The sequence below is a fragment of the Variovorax sp. PBL-E5 genome, assembly GCF_901827185.1.
Lineage (GTDB): Bacteria > Pseudomonadota > Gammaproteobacteria > Burkholderiales > Burkholderiaceae_C > Variovorax.
In genome coordinates this window covers 1,864,253-1,882,726 of record NZ_LR594671.1, presented here as the reverse complement: position 1 = coordinate 1,882,726, position 18,474 = coordinate 1,864,253, and the positions used below count along the sequence as shown (strand labels likewise).

General features: G+C 69.7%; 20 protein-coding genes and 1 riboswitch. Of the genes, 16 read left to right on the top strand and 4 right to left on the bottom strand.

The features are described from left to right. The first annotated feature begins 7 nt into the window (after nt 1–7). The 13 genes from WDLP6_RS09245 to arsH all read left to right on the top strand — a co-directional run bounded on the left by WDLP6_RS09245 (nt 8) and on the right by arsH (nt 11,544). The gene (locus WDLP6_RS09245) at nt 8–1,438 is read left to right on the top strand and encodes an enolase C-terminal domain-like protein (RefSeq protein ID WP_162592085.1); all 1,431 of its coding nucleotides are present in this window, start codon (nt 8–10) and stop codon (nt 1,436–1,438) included. 35 nt (nt 1,439–1,473) lie between these two features. Further along, entirely contained in the window at nt 1,474–2,637 is a 1,164-nt protein-coding gene (locus WDLP6_RS09240; protein ID WP_162592084.1) for a Gfo/Idh/MocA family protein, read from the top strand. 10 nt (nt 2,638–2,647) lie between these two features. Further along, nucleotides 2,648–3,832, top strand: coding sequence for a dihydrodipicolinate synthase family protein (locus tag WDLP6_RS09235; RefSeq protein WP_162592083.1), 1,185 nt, complete (start codon nt 2,648–2,650; stop codon nt 3,830–3,832). Nucleotides 3,833–3,905: 73 nt separating this feature from the next. Further along, nucleotides 3,906–4,838, top strand: a complete 933-nt coding sequence (locus WDLP6_RS09230) for a Bug family tripartite tricarboxylate transporter substrate binding protein (protein ID WP_232077426.1) — start codon at nt 3,906–3,908, stop codon at nt 4,836–4,838. Beyond that, nucleotides 4,816–5,523: an SDR family NAD(P)-dependent oxidoreductase gene (locus tag WDLP6_RS09225; RefSeq protein ID WP_162592081.1), complete on the top strand. Its 708-nt coding sequence runs from the start codon at nt 4,816–4,818 to the stop codon at nt 5,521–5,523. The genes WDLP6_RS09230 and WDLP6_RS09225 overlap by 23 nt, the downstream gene beginning before the upstream one ends. Nucleotides 5,524–5,528: 5 nt before the next feature. Then, nucleotides 5,529–6,449: an NAD(P)-dependent oxidoreductase gene (locus tag WDLP6_RS09220; protein ID WP_162592080.1), complete on the top strand. Its 921-nt coding sequence runs from the start codon at nt 5,529–5,531 to the stop codon at nt 6,447–6,449. 4 nt (nt 6,450–6,453) lie between these two features. Then, complete coding sequence (locus WDLP6_RS09215; protein WP_162592079.1) at nt 6,454–7,332, top strand: sugar phosphate isomerase/epimerase family protein; 879 nt, start codon at nt 6,454–6,456, stop codon at nt 7,330–7,332. 46 nt (nt 7,333–7,378) lie between these two features. Continuing rightward, nucleotides 7,379–8,470 carry a DNA glycosylase AlkZ-like family protein gene (locus tag WDLP6_RS09210; protein WP_162592078.1) on the top strand — a complete coding sequence of 364 codons (1,092 nt, stop codon included), beginning with the start codon at nt 7,379–7,381 and terminating at the stop codon, nt 8,468–8,470. A 98-nt stretch (nt 8,471–8,568) separates the two neighbouring features. Next, nucleotides 8,569–8,725: riboswitch (FMN riboswitch) on the top strand. Between the two features lie 85 nt (nt 8,726–8,810). Then, the gene (locus WDLP6_RS09205; RefSeq protein WP_162592077.1) at nt 8,811–9,326 is read left to right on the top strand and encodes a 6,7-dimethyl-8-ribityllumazine synthase; all 516 of its coding nucleotides are present in this window, start codon (nt 8,811–8,813) and stop codon (nt 9,324–9,326) included. Nucleotides 9,327–9,401: 75 nt separating this feature from the next. Beyond that, nucleotides 9,402–9,731, top strand: a complete 330-nt coding sequence (locus tag WDLP6_RS09200; protein WP_162592076.1) for an ArsR/SmtB family transcription factor — start codon at nt 9,402–9,404, stop codon at nt 9,729–9,731. Beyond that, on the top strand, nt 9,713–10,414 hold the full coding sequence (locus WDLP6_RS09195; protein WP_269475564.1) for an aquaporin: 702 nt from the start codon (nt 9,713–9,715) through the stop codon (nt 10,412–10,414). The genes WDLP6_RS09200 and WDLP6_RS09195 overlap by 19 nt, the downstream gene beginning before the upstream one ends. Then, nucleotides 10,407–10,832 (top strand): arsenate reductase (glutaredoxin), encoded by a 426-nt coding sequence (arsC, locus tag WDLP6_RS09190; RefSeq protein WP_162592075.1) that lies wholly within the window; start codon nt 10,407–10,409, stop codon nt 10,830–10,832. The genes WDLP6_RS09195 and arsC overlap by 8 nt, the downstream gene beginning before the upstream one ends. Further along, complete coding sequence (arsH, locus tag WDLP6_RS09185; RefSeq protein ID WP_162592074.1) at nt 10,822–11,544, top strand: arsenical resistance protein ArsH; 723 nt, start codon at nt 10,822–10,824, stop codon at nt 11,542–11,544. Before arsC ends, arsH begins: the two co-directional genes overlap by 11 nt. Nucleotides 11,545–11,564: 20 nt before the next feature. Here the strand turns inward: arsH and WDLP6_RS09180 are convergent, their stop codons facing one another. Next, complete coding sequence (locus tag WDLP6_RS09180) at nt 11,565–12,806, bottom strand: MFS transporter (RefSeq protein WP_162592073.1); 1,242 nt, start codon at nt 12,804–12,806, stop codon at nt 11,565–11,567. Nucleotides 12,807–12,895: 89 nt separating this feature from the next. Between WDLP6_RS09180 and WDLP6_RS09175 the strand changes: the two genes are divergently transcribed. After that, nucleotides 12,896–13,774 carry an AraC family transcriptional regulator gene (locus tag WDLP6_RS09175; RefSeq protein ID WP_232077005.1) on the top strand — a complete coding sequence of 293 codons (879 nt, stop codon included), beginning with the start codon at nt 12,896–12,898 and terminating at the stop codon, nt 13,772–13,774. 13 nt (nt 13,775–13,787) lie between these two features. Here the strand turns inward: WDLP6_RS09175 and WDLP6_RS09170 are convergent, their stop codons facing one another. After that, nucleotides 13,788–15,182, bottom strand: coding sequence for a coniferyl aldehyde dehydrogenase (locus WDLP6_RS09170; protein ID WP_162592072.1), 1,395 nt, complete (start codon nt 15,180–15,182; stop codon nt 13,788–13,790). 90 nt (nt 15,183–15,272) lie between these two features. Between WDLP6_RS09170 and WDLP6_RS09165 the strand changes: the two genes are divergently transcribed. Together WDLP6_RS09165 and WDLP6_RS09160 are read left to right on the top strand one after the other, a co-directional pair. After that, nucleotides 15,273–16,949, top strand: coding sequence for a SulP family inorganic anion transporter (locus WDLP6_RS09165; RefSeq protein WP_162592071.1), 1,677 nt, complete (start codon nt 15,273–15,275; stop codon nt 16,947–16,949). Next, on the top strand, nt 16,946–17,731 hold the full coding sequence (locus tag WDLP6_RS09160; protein ID WP_162592070.1) for a metallophosphoesterase: 786 nt from the start codon (nt 16,946–16,948) through the stop codon (nt 17,729–17,731). Before WDLP6_RS09165 ends, WDLP6_RS09160 begins: the two co-directional genes overlap by 4 nt. Here WDLP6_RS09160 and arfB read toward each other — a convergent pair. Beyond that, nucleotides 17,721–18,128: an alternative ribosome rescue aminoacyl-tRNA hydrolase ArfB gene (gene arfB, locus WDLP6_RS09155; protein WP_162592069.1), complete on the bottom strand. Its 408-nt coding sequence runs from the start codon at nt 18,126–18,128 to the stop codon at nt 17,721–17,723. The two genes, WDLP6_RS09160 and arfB, sit on opposite strands and share 11 nt — an antisense overlap. A 12-nt stretch (nt 18,129–18,140) precedes the next feature. Beyond that, complete coding sequence (locus WDLP6_RS09150) at nt 18,141–18,467, bottom strand: hypothetical protein (RefSeq protein ID WP_232077004.1); 327 nt, start codon at nt 18,465–18,467, stop codon at nt 18,141–18,143. Between the last annotated feature and the right edge of the window lie 7 nt (nt 18,468–18,474).

Below are 18,474 nucleotides of genomic sequence, written 5' to 3'. Positions count from 1 at the left end.
CGATTCCATGTCCGTGCCGTTCCGCATCCTCGACATCCAGCTCTGCGAGCGCGGCGTGGTGCTGCGCCTGCCCTTCCGCTTCGGCGTGGTCACGCTGACCGCCTGCCCGCAGGCCTTCGTTCGCGTGCGCATCCGCACCGAGGACGGCCGTGAGGCCGAAGGCGCCGCGGCCGAGCTGCTGGCGCCGAAATGGTTCGACAAGAACCTCGCACTCAGCAACGAGGACAACTTCGACCAGCTGCGCGATTCGCTCGCATTGGCACGCGACGCCTATCTCGCCGAGCCCGAGGCGCGCAGCGCGTTCGGCCATTTCGCGGCGCACTACCCATCCCAGATCGAAGCCGGCGCCGCGCGGCAGCTCAACCCGCTCGTCGCCTGCTTCGGCCCGGCGCTGATCGACCGCGCGTTGCTCGACGCACTGTGCCGCGCGCTCGGGCAATCCTTCTATGCGGCCGTCCAGGCCAACCTGCCAGGCATCGATACGCGCCTCGCGCCCGACCTGGCCGGCTTCGACCTCGATGCCTTCCTCGGCACGCTCAGGCCCTCGCGCGACATCGCACTGCGCCACACGGTCGGCCTGGTCGATGCGATCACCGCCGCCGATCTCAAGGCGCACATCGCCGATGGCCTGCCCGAGACGCTGGAAGAAGTCGTCGTCGCCACCGGCTGCCGCCATTTCAAGCTCAAGGTCTGCGGCGACGCCGAGACGGACATCGAGCGCCTCACGCGCATCGCCGGCGTGCTCGCGCGCGTGCCCGACTGCGTGGTCACGCTGGACGGCAACGAGCAGTTCAAGGACGCCGAGAGCGCCGCGCAATTCTGGAAACGCGTGCAGGCCACGCCGGCGCTGCAGCGCCTGGCCGCCGCCACGCTCTACATCGAACAGCCGCTGCCGCGCGCGACCGCGCTGCAGAGCGACGTGCGCGCGCTGGCCGCGATGCGGCCGGTGCTGATCGACGAATCCGACAGCACGCTCGACGCCTTCACGCAGGCCATCGCCTGCGGCTACACCGGCGTCTCGAGCAAGGACTGCAAGGGCATCTATCGCTCGCTGCTCAATGCCGCGCGCTGCCGTCAGCTCAACCTGCGTGCCGAGGCCGAAGGCCGGGGTGCGCCCTACTTCATGTCGGCCGAGGACCTGACCACGCAAGCCGGCCTGGCGGTGCAGCAGGACCTCGCGCTGGTCAACCTGATCGGCCTCGGCCATGTCGAGCGCAACGGCCATCACTACGTCGACGGCTTCGCCGGCCAGGGTGCGGGCGCGGCCGAACGCCAAGCTTTCCTGCAGGCCCAGCCGGGCCTCTACGAAGCCGCGGGCGACAACGTGCGGCTGCGCGTCGACCGCGGGCGCATCGACCTCTCCTCGCTCGACGCGCCCGGCTTCGCTGCCCGCGCCCATCCCGACTGGACCACCCTTCAACCCCTGCGCAGCGCCTGATCGCGCGCGCCCCACCCTCACGAAAGAGAAACACCATGGCCACCCAACGACTCGGGATCATCATGCACGGCGTCACCGGACGCATGGGCATGAACCAGCATCTGATCCGCTCCATCGTCGCGATCCGCGCGCAGGGCGGCGTCACCCTTTCGAGCGGCGACAAGGTCATGCCCGACCCGATCCTGATCGGCCGCAATGCCGACAAGATCGAGGCGCTGGCCAAGGCCCACGGCATCCAGCGCTGGGGCACCGACGTGGACAAGGCGCTCGCGAACAAGGACGACACGATCTTCTTCGACGCCGGCACCACGCAGATGCGCCCGACCCTGCTGGCCAAGGCGATCCGCGCCGGCAAGCACATCTACTGCGAGAAGCCGATCGCGACCAACCTCAACGAAGCCGTCGAGATCGCGCGCCTGGCCGAAGGCTCCGGCCTCAAGCACGGCGCGGTGCAGGACAAGCTCTTCCTGCCCGGCCTGCGCAAGCTCGACATGCTGCGCCGCGCCGGCTTCTTCGGCCGCATGCTGTCGGTGCGCATCGAGTTCGGCTACTGGGTCTTCGAAGGCGACCTGCAGCCGATCCAGCGGCCCTCGTGGAACTACCGCAAGGAAGACGGCGGCGGCATGATCCTCGACATGATGTGCCACTGGCGCTACGTGCTGGACAACCTGTTCGGCGAAGTGCAATCGGTCTCGTGCCTCGGCACCACGCACATTCCGAAGCGTTGGGACGAGGACGGCAAGCCCTACGAAGCCACCGCCGACGACGCCGCCTACGCGACCTGTCAGCTCAAGGGCCACAACGGCGAGCCGGTGGTCGCGCAGGTCAACATGAGCTGGGTCACGCGCGTGCGCCGCGACGACCTCGTGACCTTCCATGTGGACGGCACCGATGGATCCGCCGTCGCCGGCCTGTCGTCCTGCCGCGCCCAGTCGCGCGTGGCGACGCCGCGCCCGGTGTGGAACCCGGACGAGAAGCAGACCATGAACTTCTTCGACCAGTGGCAGGAGATTCCGGATTCGCAGGTCTACGACAACGGCTTCAAGATCCAGTGGGAGGCCTTCATCCGCCACGTGGTCGAGAACGCGCCTTACAGGTGGACGCTGCCCGAAGGCGCCAAGGGCGTGCAGCTGGTCGAGGCCGCGCTGGAAAGCTGGAAGGAGCGCCGCTGGGTCGACGTGCCGGCGCTGAAGATCTGAGGACCTGCCGATGGCCATCGCACTCACGCTCCCGACCGCGGGCGGCGCGCTCGCCCCGTACACGCTGCGCGGCACGGCGCCGGTCAAGCCCGCCGCGGGCGTCGCCTTCAACCGCATCGCCTACTCGGCCGCGCACGTCGTGGCCGATCCGCTGGCGGCCATCGATCCGTGGCTGCAATGCGCGGTCGACTGGGACGCCACCATCGCCTACCGCCGCCACCTGTGGTCGCTCGGCCTCGGCGTCGCCGAGGCGATGGACACCGCGCAGCGCGGCATGGGCCTCGATTGGCCGACCTCGCTCGAACTGATCCGCCGCTCGCTCGACGCCGCGAAGGACGTGCCGGGCGCGCGCGTCGCCTCCGGCTGCGGCACCGACCATCTCGACATCGACGCGGTGAAGAGCGTCGACGACGTGATCCGCGGCTACGAGGAGCAGATGGCCGCGATCGAATCGCTCGGCGGCACGCTGATCGTGATGGCGAGCCGCGCGCTGGCCCGCGTCGCGAAGAGCCCGGCCGACTACGAGCGCGTGTACGACCGCATCCTGCGCCAGGCGAAGCAGCCGGTGGTGCTGCACTGGCTGGGCGACATGTTCGATCCGGCGCTCGCCGGCTACTGGGGCACGGCCGACATCGACCGCGCGATGGACACCGCGCTCGGCATCATCGCCGCGCATCCGGACAAGGTCGACGGCATCAAGATCTCGCTGCTCGACAAGGACAAGGAGATCGCGATGCGCCGCCGCCTGCCCCGGGGCGTTCGCATGTACACCGGCGACGACTTCAACTATGCCGAGCTGATCGCGGGCGACGGCCACGGCAGCGAACCCATGCACGGCCAGAGCGATGCGCTGCTCGGCATTTTCGATGCCATCGCGCCGGCCGCGAGCGCGGCCCTCGGCGCTCTCGCGCAGGGCCATGTGGAGAAGTTCCACGCGATCCTCGGGCCGACGGTGCCGCTGTCGCGCCACATCTTCGCGGCGCCGACGCGCTTCTACAAGACCGGCGTGGTCTTCATGGCCTGGCTCAACGGCCACCAGAAGCACTTCACGATGGTCGGCGGCCAGCAGAGCACGCGCTCGCTGGCGCACTTCGCCGAGCTGTTCCGGCTGGCCGATGCGGCCCATCTGCTGGAGCAGCCCGAGCTCGCCGTGCGCCGCATGAAGACGCTGCTGGCATTGCACGGCGTCGAATGAGCGCCTGACATCCATTCGCCCCACCACCCCTTCGAGGACATCGACGATGAAACACCTTTTCAGACGACTGCTGATGACGAGCCTGGGGATGATCGCCTTTGCGGCCGGCGCGCAGAGCTATCCGACGCACACGGTGCGGGTCATCATTCCCTTCCCTCCCGGCGGCACGCTCGACACGGTCGGACGCATGCTGGCGCAGAAGCTCGGCGAGCAGATGGGCCAGACCTTCATCGTCGAGAACCGGCCGGGCGGCAACGGCACCATCGGCGCCGAGCTGGTGGCGCGCGCCACACCCGACGGCTACACGCTGCTGTTCAATGCATCGACCTTCACCTCGGCGCCGATGACGATGAAGTCGGTGCCCTACGACGTGGTGAAGAACTTCGAGCCGATCGCGCTGGTGGCCAAGGCGCCGCTCGCGGTGGCGATCAACAAGAACCTGCCGATCACCGACGTCAAGTCGATGATGGGCTATGCCAAGGCGCACCCCGGCAAGATGACCTTCGCGGTCGGGTCGATCGGCTCGGCCGGCCACCTGTCGACCGAGCTGCTCAAGCGTGCCGGCGGACTCGACTACCTGATCGTTCCCTACAAGGGCACGGCGCCCGCCTTCCAGGACCTGATCGGCGGCCAGATCGACGGCTTCATCGACCCGATCCTCGGCTCGCTGGAATATCACAAGAGCGGCCTGCTGCGCGTGATCGCCGTGACCTCGAAGACGCGCGCGCCGAACCTGCCCGACGTGCCGACGGTGGCCGAGACCGTGCCGGGCTACGAGTTCTACAGCTGGTACGGGCTCTGGGGTCCGGCCAAACTGCCGGCTGCGGTGACGACGTCGCTCAATGCCGAGGTCAACAAGGCGCTCGCGACCGACATGAAGGACAAGCTCGCGCAGCAAGGCCTGCTGCTGACACCGGGCAGCGCCGAGGACTTCGCGAAGTTCCAGCGCGAGGACATGGCCCGCTCGCAGAAGATCGTTACCGATGGCCACATCCGCCTCGAATGAACGCCGCGCGCTGGTGACGGGCACCAGCTCCGGCATCGGCCTGGCCATCGCGCTGCAGCTGCTCGACGACGGCTGGGAAGTCACGGGCTTCGACATCGCCACAGCGACGCTCGACCACCCGTCTTTCAGTCCGGTGCAGGTCGACCTGAGCGACGGCGCGGCGATCGATGCAGCGACCTCGGCGCTCGGCCCGGTGCAGGCGCTGGTGCATGCGGCGGGCGTGCTGCGGGTTGCGCCGCTCGGCGCACTGCGCGCCGAGGACGGCCAGCGCATGTGGCAATTGCATGTCGACGCCGCATCGCGGCTCGCGAACCGCGTGGTGCCCGCGATGGTCGCGGCCGGCCACGGACGCGTCGTGCTGCTCGGCAGCCGCGTCGCCGTCGGCTCGCCCGGACGCAGCCAGTACGCGGCCAGCAAGGCCGCGCTGATCGCCTTCGCGCGCAGCTGGGCTGCGGAGGTGGTCGCGTCGGGGGTCACGGTCAACGTGGTCTCGCCCGCGGCCACCGCGACACCGATGCTCGGCGACCCTTCGCGCGCGGCCGCCTCGCCGGTGCTGCCGCCGATCGGCCGCCTGATCGAGCCGCGCGAAGTGGCGTCGCTGGTCGGCTACCTGCTGTCGCCGGCGGCGGCGGCGATCACGGGGCAGGACATCCGGATCTGCGGCGGCGCCTCGCTGCCGCGCTGACGGCCATGGCATCCGGTTCACGACACGACGCGCCGATCGGCATCGCCGGTCTCGGCCTGGTCGGCAACGCCATTGCGCGGCGGCTCGAAGCGGCCGGGTTCCGCACCCTGGGCTTCGATGTGCGCGAGGAAGCGCGCGCATCTTTCGCAGACGCCGGTGGCGGCGTCGCCGCGTCGATCGCCGAAGTCGGTGCGGCGGCCGGCACGGTCGTCCTGGCCGTGTTCGAAACACGCGATGTGATCGAAGTGGTCGAAGGGCCGGACGGCCTTCTGTCGCGCGGCGATGTGCGCACGCTCATCGACTGCTCGACCGGCACGCCATCGTTGCTCGAAGCACTGGCCGCACGGCTGGCGGCGCGCGGCGTGGCCTTCGTCGAGGCGCCGCTGTCCGGTTCGAGCCAGCAGATCGCGGCCGGCGAGGCGACCGTGCTGCTCGGCGGCGCCGACGATGCGATCGCGCGCTGCAGGACAGTGCTCGATGCGCTGTCGAGCCGTCGCATCCATGTCGGCGGACCGGGCATGGGCGCCAGGGCCAAGCTCGCAACCAACCTCGTGCTCGGGCTCAACCGTGCCGCGCTGGCCGAAGGCATGGTCTTCGCCGAGACGCTGGGCATCGCACCGACAACCTTCCTGTCGCTGGTGCTGGCGACACCCGCGCATTCGGTGGCCGCCGAGACCAAGGGCCGCATGATGGTCGAGGGCGACTTCGCGCCGCAGTCGCGCATCCGCCAGCACCTGAAGGATGTCGACCTGATGCTCGACGGCGCGCGCGGCGCCGGCCAGCGGCTGCCGCTCTCCGAAACCCATGCCGCGCTGATGCGCGCCGCGATCGCGGCAGGCGACGGCGATCTCGACAACGCGGCCATCCTGCGGCAGCTGCGGCGCGAAACCCTGCCGCCCTCCCCGCCCCCACCGAACGAAGACTGAAGACATGCGCGACTTCTCCGCCGACCACGACTGGCTTTCGATCAACACCGCCACGGTGCGCAAGCAGCGCGGCGCCGAAGTGCCGCTCGACCGCATCATCGACCAGTGCGCCGCGCGCGGCATCCGCGCCATCAGCCCGTGGCGCGACCAGGTCGCCGCGGTCGGCCTGGATCGCATCGCGAAGCAATTGCGCGCCCATGGCATCGGCCTGTCCGGCTACTGCCGCGGCGGCTTCTATCCGGCGCCCGACGCCGCGGGCCTGAAGGCCGCGCTCGACGACAACCGCCGCGCCATCGACGAGGCCAAGACCCTCGGTGCACCGTGCGTCGTGCTGGTGGTCGGCGCACTGCCCGGCGCACTCGACGGCAAGGTGCTCTACAAGGACATCGGCCGCGCACGCAGCGAGGTGCGCGACGGCATCGCGGCTTCGCTCGACTACGCGCGCGAGGTCGGCATGCCGCTCGCGATCGAGCCGTTGCATCCGATGCAGGCCGCGGACCGCGCCTGCGTCAACACGCTCGAACATGCGCTCGATCTCTGCGATGAGCTCGATGCATCGCGCAGTGGCATGCTGGGCGTCGCTGTCGATATCTACCACGTGTGGTGGGATCCGAAGCTGCAGCAGCAGATTGCACGCGCCGGCAAAGAGCGCCTCTTGGCCTACCACGTCTGCGACTGGCTCACGCCCACGCGCGACCTGCTGTCCGACCGCGGGATGATGGGCGATGGCGTGGTCGAGCTGAAGAAGATCCGCGGCTGGGTCGAAGCCGCGGGTTTCGCGGGCTTCAGCGAGGTCGAGATCTTTTCGGCGCTGGACTGGTGGCAGCGCTCGGGCGAAGAAGTTCTAGACACCTGCATCGAGCGCCATTCCAGCGCGGTCTGAACGGGCCGCGCCGGCGCATCGCGGCCGGCTGTGCTGCAATTCGCGCATGGCTGAACCGACCCTCGACGACCTGCGCCGCTACGCGGTGGCGCGCACGCTCTTCAAGCCGACCACGCTGGGGCGCGCGATCCGGCAACTCGGCTTCGTGCAGGCCGACCCGATCCGCGCCCCCGCGCGCGCGCAGGACCTGACGCTGCGCCACCGCGTCGAGGACTACCGCGCCGGCGATCTCGAAAGCCGCTACACCCGGCTCGCGGTCGAGGAAGACTGCCTCGTCAACTACGGCTTCCTGCCGCGTGAACACCTGGCCCTGATGCATCCGCGCGAGGCCGCGCGCGCGTGGGACGCGCAGACGCGGCGCCGCGCTGCCGAGCTGCTCGACTTCGTTCGCGCCCGAGGGCCGGTGCATCCGCGCGAGGTCGAGCAGCATTTCGCCCACGGGCGCGTGGCGAACGCCTGGGGCGGGTCGAGCAACGCGACCACGCGCCTGCTCGACGATATGCACTACCGCGGCCTGCTGCGCGTGAAACGGCGCGACGGCGGCACGCGGATCTATGAAGCAGTGACGCATCGGCCCGCCGACGACAGCCCCGCCGCATGCGCGCAACGCGCCGCCGCGCTGATCGACCTGGTGGTGCGCAAGTACGCGCCGCTGCCGGCCGCGAGCCTGACCTATCTCGTGCGCCTGCTGGGCTACGGCGCGCCGCATCTGTCGGTGCAGACGCAGGCGGCGCTGCGGCTCGCGCGCGACCAACTCGCCAGTTGCCGCACCGACGGCACCCTCTGGTACTGGCCCGCCGACGAGAACCCGGCCTCGCGGCGCCATGTACCCGACGACGCGGTGCGCCTGCTCGCGCCCTTCGACCCCGTGGTGTGGGACCGGCGCCGCTTCGCGCTGCTCTGGGGCTGGACCTACAAGTTCGAGGCCTACACGCCGGCGCCGAAACGGCAGTTCGGCTACTACGCCCTGCCCCTGCTGCAGCACGACCGCGTGATCGGCTGGGGCAACCTCTCGGTGCGCGAGGGATCCTTGCAGGCGGACTTCGGCTATGCCGCGCGAAAGCCGGCGGGCGCCGCATTTCGCGCGGCGCTCGACGACGAGCTGCAGCGCATGACGCATTTCCTCGCCGGCCGCTGAACAGGTCACCCCGGCGCGCCCCAGGGTTTTCGCTCCTGCGTGACAGCGGGCACGCGCAGCCCTGTCTAGAATCGCGGCGTTCCGGCTTCGGCCGGAGCAAGCGTTCTCAGGGCGGGGCGAAATTCCCCACCGGCGGTGATGGCGACACGTTCGCACGAGCCCGCGAGCGCCTGCGGCCCGTCATGGACCGCAGGGTCAGCAGACCTGGTGAGATCCCGGGGCCGACGGTCACAGTCCGGATGAAAGAGAGCGCGGCCCCGTTGCCGGCAGGCGCGTTCGCGCGCGTGGCCGGCGCCGGGTTCGTGCGCCCTGATTCAGGCAACCTCTGCAAAGGCCAACCATGAGTCAGATCAACGACCTTCCCCTCTCCGCCGTCACCGCGTCCGATGCACCGCGCGGCCATCGCATCGCCTTCGTCCAGGCCCAATGGCATGCGGACATCGTGCACCAGGCGCGCGACGCCTTCCTCGCCGAAATGAAGCGCCAGGGCGTGCCGCTCGACACCATCGACGTGTTCGACGTGCCCGGCGCCTTCGAGATCCCGCTGCATGCCAAGCGCCTCGCCACCTCGGGCCGCTATGCCGCCATCGTCGGCTGCGCGCTGGTGGTCGACGGCGGCATCTACCGCCACGAATTCGTCGCCAGCGCGGTGGTGAATTCGCTGATGGCGGTGCAGCTCGAGACCAATGTGCCGATCCTCTCGGCCGTGCTCACGCCGCACCATTTCCACGAGCATGTCGAGCATCGCAAGTACTTCCACCGCCACTTCGCCGTCAAGGGCGTCGAGGCGGCCGAGGCCTGCATGAAGACCATCGAAGGGCTGCGCCGCGTCGACGCGTTGCTCGCCGCGGCCTGACGAAGGCATCGGCCGGGACGCGCCGGCCGATGCCTTCGTCATGGACATTTCATCATTTCATGAAATAATGAATTGATGGAAGCAGCACAAGCCGTCCGCGCCCTGGGCGCGATCGCCAACGAATCCCGCCTTGCCGTGTTCCGGCTGCTGGTGTCGATCGGGCCCGACGGCTTGCCCGCCGGCACGCTGGCCGAGATGCTGGACATCGCGCCGTCCGCGCTCTCGTTCCATCTCAAGGACCTGACCCATTCCGGCTTGCTGGTGCAGCGTCCCGACGGCCGCCGCATCATCTATTCGGCCAGCTTCTCGACCATGAACGCATTGCTGGCCTACCTGACGGAGAACTGCTGCCAGGGCCAGGACTGTTCCGTCGATACCGGCATGTCATGCAGCAAGACCGCATGACGCTGCAGCGTGCCGTCGCGGCCGAGTTCATCGGCACGGCGCTGCTGCTTGCCGCCGTGGTGGGCTCCGGCATCATGGGCGAGCGCCTCTCGGGCGGCAACGTGGCGATCGCGCTGCTGGCCAATGCGATCGCGACCGGCGCGGTGCTGGTGGCGCTGATCGCGAGTTTCATGGCGGTGTCGGGCGCGCACTTCAATCCACTGGTCACGCTCGCGGAGGTGGCGCTGCGCCGCTGCACCGGCCGCAAGGCCATGCTCTACCTGCTGGCGCAGCTCGCGGGCGCCGTGGCCGGCGTGCTGGCGGCCCATGCCATGTTCGACCTGCCCTGGCTCGCAGCCTCCGCACATGTGCGAAGCGGGCCGCACCAGTGGTGGAGCGAGGTCGTCGCATCCTTCGGTCTGTTGACCGTGATCCTCAACGTGGCGAAGCATCGGCCCGACGCCGTACCGGCGGCGGTCGGCAGCTATATCGCGGGGGCCTACTGGTTCACCGCATCCACCTCGTTCGCCAACCCGGCCGTCACGCTGGCGCGCTCGCTCACCAACACCTTCGCCGGCATCCGGCCGACCGATGCGCCGGGCTTCATCCTGAGCCAGCTGGCCGGTGCGGCGCTGGCCTTCGCCCTCTTCGCATGGATGGAGCGGGCGCCTTCTTGTCCAACGAACGCTTCGTCCCATGACTGACATCACCATCTTCCACAACCCGGCCTGCGGCACCTCGCGCAACACGCTGGCCCTGATTCGCAACAGCGGCGCCGAGCCCGAGATCGTCGAGTACCTGAAGACGCCGCCGGCCAAGGACCGGCTGCGCGCGCTCGTCGCCGCGATGGGCATCACGGTGCGCGACCTGCTGCGGCAGAAGGGGACCCCCTACGAGGAACTCGGCCTGGGCGATCCGAAATGGAGCGACGAGCAACTGCTCGACTTCATGGTCGCGCATCCGATCCTGATGAACCGGCCCATCGTCGTCACGCCGCTCGGCACGCGCCTGTGCCGGCCGTCGGAACGGGTGCTCGAGATCCTGCCGTCCCCGCAGCAAGGCAGCTTCACGAAGGAAGACGGCGAACGCGTGATCGACGAGCACGGCCGCCGTGTGGGATGAACCGACGACCCTGCCTGCGCTCGACGCGGCAGTGTTCAACGCACCCGACGCCGGGCGGCTGTGGCCCGCGGCGCGCGCTTCGCATGCGCCGCGCATCCTGATGCTCTATGGCTCGCTGCGCGAGCGTTCGTTCAGCCGCCTGCTCAGCTTCGAGGCCGGGCGCCTCCTGCGCACGATGGGTGCCGAGGTCCGCATCTTCGATCCGCACGGCCTTCCCCTGCCCGACGATGCGCCCGACACCCATCCCAAGGTGCAGGCCTTGCGCGAACTCGCGGCCTGGGCCGAAGGCATGGTGTGGACCTCGCCCGAGCGGCACGGCGCCATGACCGGCATCCTCAAGGCTCAGATCGACTGGATCCCTCTCTCGCTGGGCGCCGTGCGGCCCACGCAGGGCAAGACACTGGCGGTGATGCAGGTCAGCGGCGGCTCGCAGTCCTTCAACGCGGTGAACCAGATGCGCGTGCTGGGCCGCTGGATGCGCATGCTCACGATCCCGAATCAATCCTCCGTGGCCAAGGCCTTCCTCGAGTTCGACGAGGCCGGCCGCATGCGACCCTCGGCCTACTACGACCGCGTGGTCGACGTGATGGAGGAGCTGATCAAGTTCACGCTGCTCACGCGCGATGCGGCGCCCTACCTGGTCGATCGCTACAGCGAACGCAAGGAAAGCGCCGAGGCGCTGGCGAAACGCGTGAGCCAGCCGCGGATCTGATCGACGCGCCCGTGCGAGCCTCAGACCGAGGCAGGCAGCAGCGCCTCGCGCCGCACCCGCCGCACATTGAATGCACTGACGATCAGCACGCCCTGCACCACGGCCAGGCCGATGATCACGCCCATGTCCTGGCCATGGTCCATCAGGCGGCCGAAGATCAGCGGCGCGAAGGCCTGCCCGATGTCGAGCCCGGCATAGACCACGCCATAGACCCGGCCGGTCGCGTTGGCCGGCGTCGAGCGCTTGACCAACAGATCGCGCGACGGTCCCGCGATGCCGGTGGCGAAGCCCATCGCGCCGAACATCACCGGCACCAGCACGGGCGCGAAATCGCCCATCGCAAGCACCAGGGCCACGATCGCCGCCAGGCCGAAGCCAATCCCCACGATGCGTTCGCAATGCGAGGAATCGGCCGCCAGAAAACCGCCCACCACCATGCCCGCCGCGCTCGCCACCATGTAGATCGTGAGGCACACAGCGACCAGCGTCAGCGGCACCGCATGCAGATGGCCGGCCGCGGTCGGCGCGAAGGTCTGCACCACGCTCAGCGCCATCGCATAGAAGAAGAAAAAGCCGAAACACATCCAGACCGCGGGAATCTTCAGGAAGGCGAATTCGCCGCCGGCGGCCATGTCCGATCCGGTCGCCTTGTGCACCGCCTTCACGTCGAGCGACAACGCACCGCGGTTGAACCACAGCACGAGCAGCACGGTCACCGCGAGCGCACCCGCCGAGGCCAGCGCCACGCGCCACGAGAAGGCCATCGCGAGCGGCACCACGAAGGCCGGCGCCAGCGCCCAGCCGAGGCTGCCGGTGATGCCGTGCACGCTGTAGGCATGCCCCAGCCGCGTCGGCGCCACCTTGCGGTTGAACAGTGTGTAGTCGACCGGATGGAAGACCCCGTTGCCCACGCCCGCGACCACAGCGCACGCGAGCAGCATCCAGTAGCTCTGCGCCATCGCATAGCCGAAGGCCGCCACGCCGAGCAGGCCCAGCCCCACGAACAGCACCGGCCGCGGTCCCAGCTTGTCGACGATGAAGCCCGAGGCCGCCTGCACCATGCATGAGACGACGAAGAACACGGTGAGCACCGCGCCGAGCTCGGTGTAGCTCACGTCGAAGGCATTCTTCAGCCACGGGAAGAGCGGCGGCAGGATCAACTGGCTGAAATGGCTGATGGCATGCGCCAGACCGACGAGGCCGATCAGCTTGACGTCGGCGCGCAAGGTGGGGACGGCCGCGGCCGCGTTGGAAGAAGACATGAATTGCTACAAGAAAGAAGGGCGAGCCCCGATGCTAGGGCGGCACGACGCGGCAGAATGGCGATAGAGAGACAATATTTGTCGCAATCATGCCGCCCACCGTCCTGACACCGTCGGCACCCGTCGATCGGCCTGCCCGGCGCAACGCACGCGCACCGGCCGCGCCCACGCAAAGCGTCGGGCCGCTCACGCCGCACCTCTACGCACCCGATGCGATGCGCCCGCTGCGCGCCAAGGAGCATCTGCTCCAGGCCGACACGCTGGTCGAGCTGCACACGCATCCCTGGCCGCAGCTGACCTTCTCGACGCGCGGCGTGATCCGCCTGAGCACGCGCGACGGCAGCTACATCGTGCCGCCCTCGCGCGCACTCTGGGTGCCGGCCGACGTGCCGCACAGCATCTCGCTGATCGAGGATGCCGAGCTGCGCACCGTGTACCTGCACAGCTGGCTCGGCCCGGCGTGGGAGAAGTGCGAGGTGCTCGAGATCAGCCCGCTGCTGCGTGCGCTGATGCTCGCGCTCGACACCACGCCGGACGGCCTGCCGCCGGCCGATCCGCATGCGGCGCAGCGCGAGCGCTGGATCGCGCCGCTCCTGATCGACGAGCTCGAGCGCGCGACGCAGATCCGCATCGACGTGCCGCTGCCGGCCGACAAGCGGCTGCGCCAGCTGTGCGAGGCGCTGCTGCGCAATCCGGCCGACCGCGCGACGCTGGCCGAGCGCGCCAGAACCATCGGCGCCAGCGAGCGCACCGTGGCGCGCCTGTTCCGCGACCAGCTCGGCATGAGCTGGCAGCAGTGGCGCCAGCAGGCCGTGTTGGCGCATGCGCTGCCGCTGCTCGCGCGCGGCATGGCGGTGAGCCGCGTGGCCGCCGCCAGCGGCTATGCGACGGACAGCGCCTTCTGCGCGATGTTCAAGGCGGCGACCGGGCAATCGCCGACCGCGTTCCAGCACAAGAAGCGCGCATAGCGCGCCTGCCTGCTCAACCGAAGCGGCGCAGCAGCCCGAGCACGCGCTGCAGTTTCGCGCCATAGGGCGGATAGAACAGCGAGCCGGTGGCCCAGCGCCGCTGCGCCAGCACGGCCTTCTGATGCGTGAAGCGCAGGAAGCCGGTCTCGCCGTGGTACGCACCCCAGCCGCTCTCGCCCACACCGCCGAAGGGCAGGCCGTCGTGCGCGATGTGCATCAGCGTGTCGTTGACCGTGACGGCGCCGCTCACGGTGCGCGCGAGCACGCGGTCGCGCGCGGCGGTGTCGCGGCCGAACCAGTAGAGCGCAAGCGGGCGCGGCCTCGCGTTGATGTGGCGGATCGCCTCGTCGCTGTCGTCGCAGGGCAGCACGGGGAGGATCGGGCCGAAGATTTCCTCGTCCAGCAGGCGCAGACCGGCCTGTGCGCCGAACACGAGTGCGGGCGCCATCTGGCGCGACGCTGCCGCTGCATCGCTCTCGATCTGCTCGATGCGCGCGCCCTGCTCGCGCGCCTCGCGCAGCAGCGCATGCAGGCGCGCGAGGTGTTGCGCGCCGAGGATGGACGCGTAGTCCGGATTGCCCTCGATGCGCGGGAACAGTCGCGCCACCGCACGCCGCCAGGCCGCGGCGAAGTCGTCCTCGCGGCCGCGCGGCAACAGCACGTAGTCGGGCGCGATGCAGGTCTGCCCGGCGTTGAGCAGCTTGCCGTGCGCGATGCGCAGCACGGCCTCGTCGAGATCGGCTGAGGCATCGACGATGCACGGCGACTTGCCGCCGAGTTCCAGCGTGGTCGGCGTGAGCCGGGCCGCGGCCGCCTGCGCGACCTTGCGCCCGACGGCCGTCGAGCCGGTGAAGAACAGATGGTCGAAGGGCAAGGCCGAGAACCGCGCGGCCACGTCCGCATCGCCCTGCACCACCGTGAGCTCGTCCGCCGCGAAGGCTTTCGCGACCTGCTCGGCGAGCAGCGCCGAGGTGCGCGGCGTGAGTTCGCTCGGCTTGAGCATCACGCGGTTGCCGGCCGCCAGCGCGGTGGCCGCGGGGCCCAGCGACAGCTGCAGCGGATAGTTCCAGGGCGAGATGACGCCGACCACGCCGAGCGGCTGGCGCTGCACCCATCCGCGCGCCGGCCGCAGGTAGATCGGCGTGCGCACCCGCACCGGCCGGCTCCAGCGCGCGAGATGGCGCAGCTGATGACGCAGCAGATTGCGCAGCACGAACAGGTCGGCGACCTCGGTCAGCGCGGCGGAGCGCACGCCGAAATCGGCCTGCACCGCCGCGGCCAGCGCCGCGCCGTGCGCTTCGAGCAGGCGCTGCACGCGCAGCACGCGATCGCGGCGCAGCGCGACGGGCGTCTCGGCATCGCGGCTCGCGCGGTGCTGGACATCGAAAAGGGATTGCAGATCGGCCATGGCGCAATCTAACGTCTAACGCGCACGGGCGGGCCCAGCGCTTTCGTATGATCGGCGGGTGCATTCCGAATCATTCCGCGCGCGGCAGGCATGGCCCTGAATCGCGACCAGCTCGTGCGCTGGCTTCCCTTCCTCGGCTGGCCCCGTCCCGACCGTGCGCTGCTCGCCGGCGAGGCGATGGCCGGCATCACCGTGGCGCTGATGGTCATTCCGCAAGGCGTGGCCTATGCGGCGCTGGCCGGCATGCCATTGGTCACCGGCATCTATGCCTCGCTGCTGCCGGCGCTGATCGGCGCGCTGTTCAGCGCCTCGACGCGGCTGTCGGTCGGCCCGACCGCGCTGTCGAGCCTGCTGGTCTCGGCCTCGCTCGGCCCCCTGGCCATTCCGGGCAGCGCCGAATGGGTGATGCTGGCCGTATGGCTGGCGCTGATGGCGGGCGCCATTCAGCTGGTGCTCGGCCTCGGCGGTTTCGGCTGGGTGCTGCGGCTGGTCAACTCGCCGGTGCTGATGGGCTTCACGCAGGCAGCCTCGGTGCTGATCGTGCTGTCGCAGCTGCCGGCGCTGTTCGGCTTCACCGGGCGCTCGTTCGGTCAGCTGCTGCATGGCGCAGCGCCGGACTTCCTCGCGATCGCCTTCGGCCTCGGCAGCCTGGCCGCGCTCTGGATCGCCAAGCGGCACTGGTCGCGCTTTCCGGCGGCCATGGTGGTGGTGGGCGCGTGCGCGGCCATCAGCGCCGCCATCGACTACGCGTTGAACGGCGGCGCCGTGGTCGGCACGCTGCCTTCGGGATTGCCTTCGTTCTACTGGCCCGGCCTGCTGCCGATCGACACCTTCGGCGCGCTGATGCTGCCGGCTCTGATGGTGACGCTGGTGAGCTTTCTCGAGACCGCATCGAGCGCCAAGGTCGACAACGCGCGCGCCGGCAAGCTATGGAACGAGAACCAGGACCTGATCGGCCAGGGGCTGTCGAAGATCGCATCCGGCCTCTCGGGTGCCTTCCCCACCAGCTCGTCGTTCTCGCGCTCGGCCATCAACCTCTATGCGGGCGCGCAGACCGGCTGGGCCACCGTGGGCTGCGTGCTGCTGATCGGCGCGGCGCTGCTGTGGGCGATGCCGCTGCTCTACCACGTGCCGCAGGCGGTGCTGGCCGCGATCGTGGTGATCGCGATGCTGGGCCTGGTGCGGCCGGGTCAGTTCGTCTCGCTCTGGCGCATCTCGCGCGTGGAGGCGGCGGTCGCGTTCGTGACCTTCGTTCTCACCATCGCGACCTCACCCTCGATCTACTGGGGCGTGCTCGCCGGTCTCCTGATGAGCCTCGCGCACTACATGTACCGGCACCTGCATCCGCGCATCATCGAAGTCGGCCTGCATCCGGACGGCAGCCTGCGCGACCGCCAGGTCTGGCAGCTGCCGCCGCTGGCGCCGCGGCTGCATGCGCTGCGGATGGATGCCGAGCTCGACTTCGCGACCGCGAGCACGCTGGAGCGCGCAATCACGGTGGTTCTCGCCGAGCGGCCCGATCTCACCGACCTCTGCCTGTTCGCGCAGCCGATCAACCGCATCGACGTGACCGGCGCCGAGGTGTTCGGCTCGATCCGGCGGCTGGTCGAATCGCATGGCGTGCGGCTGCACCTGAGCGGCCTCAAGCTGCCGGCGCAGCAGGTGCTGGAACGCGCCGGCCTGCTGACCGCCGGGCCGATGCTGTTCATCTACCGCACCGACGGCGATGCGCTGGCGGCGCTGACCGGAGGCTTCGACGCAGCATGAAACTCAACATCCTCTCGGACCTGCACCTGAGCCGCGGCGGCCTGCCGCATCCGAAGACCGATGCGGATCTCGTGATCCTCGCCGGCGATATCGCGCGCCCGGCGCAAGCGATGGCCTGGGCGCGCGGCTTCGACCGGCCGGTGCTCTACGTCGCCGGCAACCACGAGTTCTACGGCGGCAGCGTGGACGGCACCCTGCGCGAGCTCAAGGCGCTGAGCGCCGGCACGGGCATCCAGGTGCTCGACGATGAGTCGATCGTGATCGACGGCGTGCGCTTCCTGGGCACGACGCTGTGGACCGACTTCAACCTGCTCGGCACCGGCAGCGAGCGCGTGGCGGCGATGGAACAGGCGGCGCGGTTGACGTACGACTTCAGCCGCATCCGCCTGCACGATGCGTCGCCGGCGCTGTTCACGCCCGCGGATTCAGCGGCCCTCTTCGCGCGCCATGCCACCTGGTTGAACGCACGTCTGGCCGAGCCGCACGCCGGACCGACCGTCGTCATCACCCATCACGCGCCGGCCCCGGGCAGCATCCATCCGCGTTTCGAGGGTTCGCCCATCAATGCCTCCTTCGTGTCGGACCTGAGGGCCTCGATGGGTCGCGATCGCGTCGATCTCTGGATCCACGGCCACACGCACGACAGCTTCGACTACCGCGTGGACGGCACGCGCGTGCTGTGCAATCCGCGCGGCTACCTGCGCGACGAGGTCAACGAGAACCCGCTGTTCGATCCGCTGCTGACGGTCGAGATCGGCGCCGCATCGGGCCTCAGTCCTTGATCGGCCCGCGCAGGTTCTTGATCTCCGCGCGCTGGCTCTTGCCTTCGAGGCGGCGCAGTTTGGCGCCATAGGTCGGACGCGTCGCGCGGCGCACGCGCGGCGGCGTCGCAACGCTGTCGACCAGCGCCTGCAAACGCGCCAGCGCATCGGCACGATTCATGTCCTGGCTGCGATGGCTTTGCGCCTTCAGCACCAGCACGCCCTCCTGCGTGATGCGGCTGTCGCGCAGTGCGAGCAGACGCTCCTTGACATCGTCGGGCAGCGAGCTGGCCGGGATGTCGTAGCGCAGGTGCACCGCGCTCGAGACCTTGTTGACGTTCTGTCCGCCCGCGCCCTGCGCGCGGATCGCGCTGAACTCGATCTCCGAAGGCTCGACGACGACGGGCGGCCGCAGCATGAACGCGGCGCGCTATTCGCCGCGCGCCGGCTTGGCCTGCACGTCGGTCACGCGGCCCGGATCGCCCAGGCTCACCGGACTGCGCGTGGCCTGCCCGCGCGCGCGGGCGCTCGCGACATCGGCGGCCGTGGGCTCGGCCGGGCGGCCGGCCGCGCGAAAGCGGTCGAAACCGCCGCGCGGATTGAAGCGCATCACCCAGGGCCTGATCGGCTGCCCCGTGAGGCGTGCCCAGCCGTAGCGCAAGCCCCAGACCGCCGCCAGCAGCAGCACCGCGACGGCGAGGCTGGCCGCGAACAGCAGGCCGGCGACGAAGAGAACCAGGCGAAAAAGAAAGTTCATCATCATC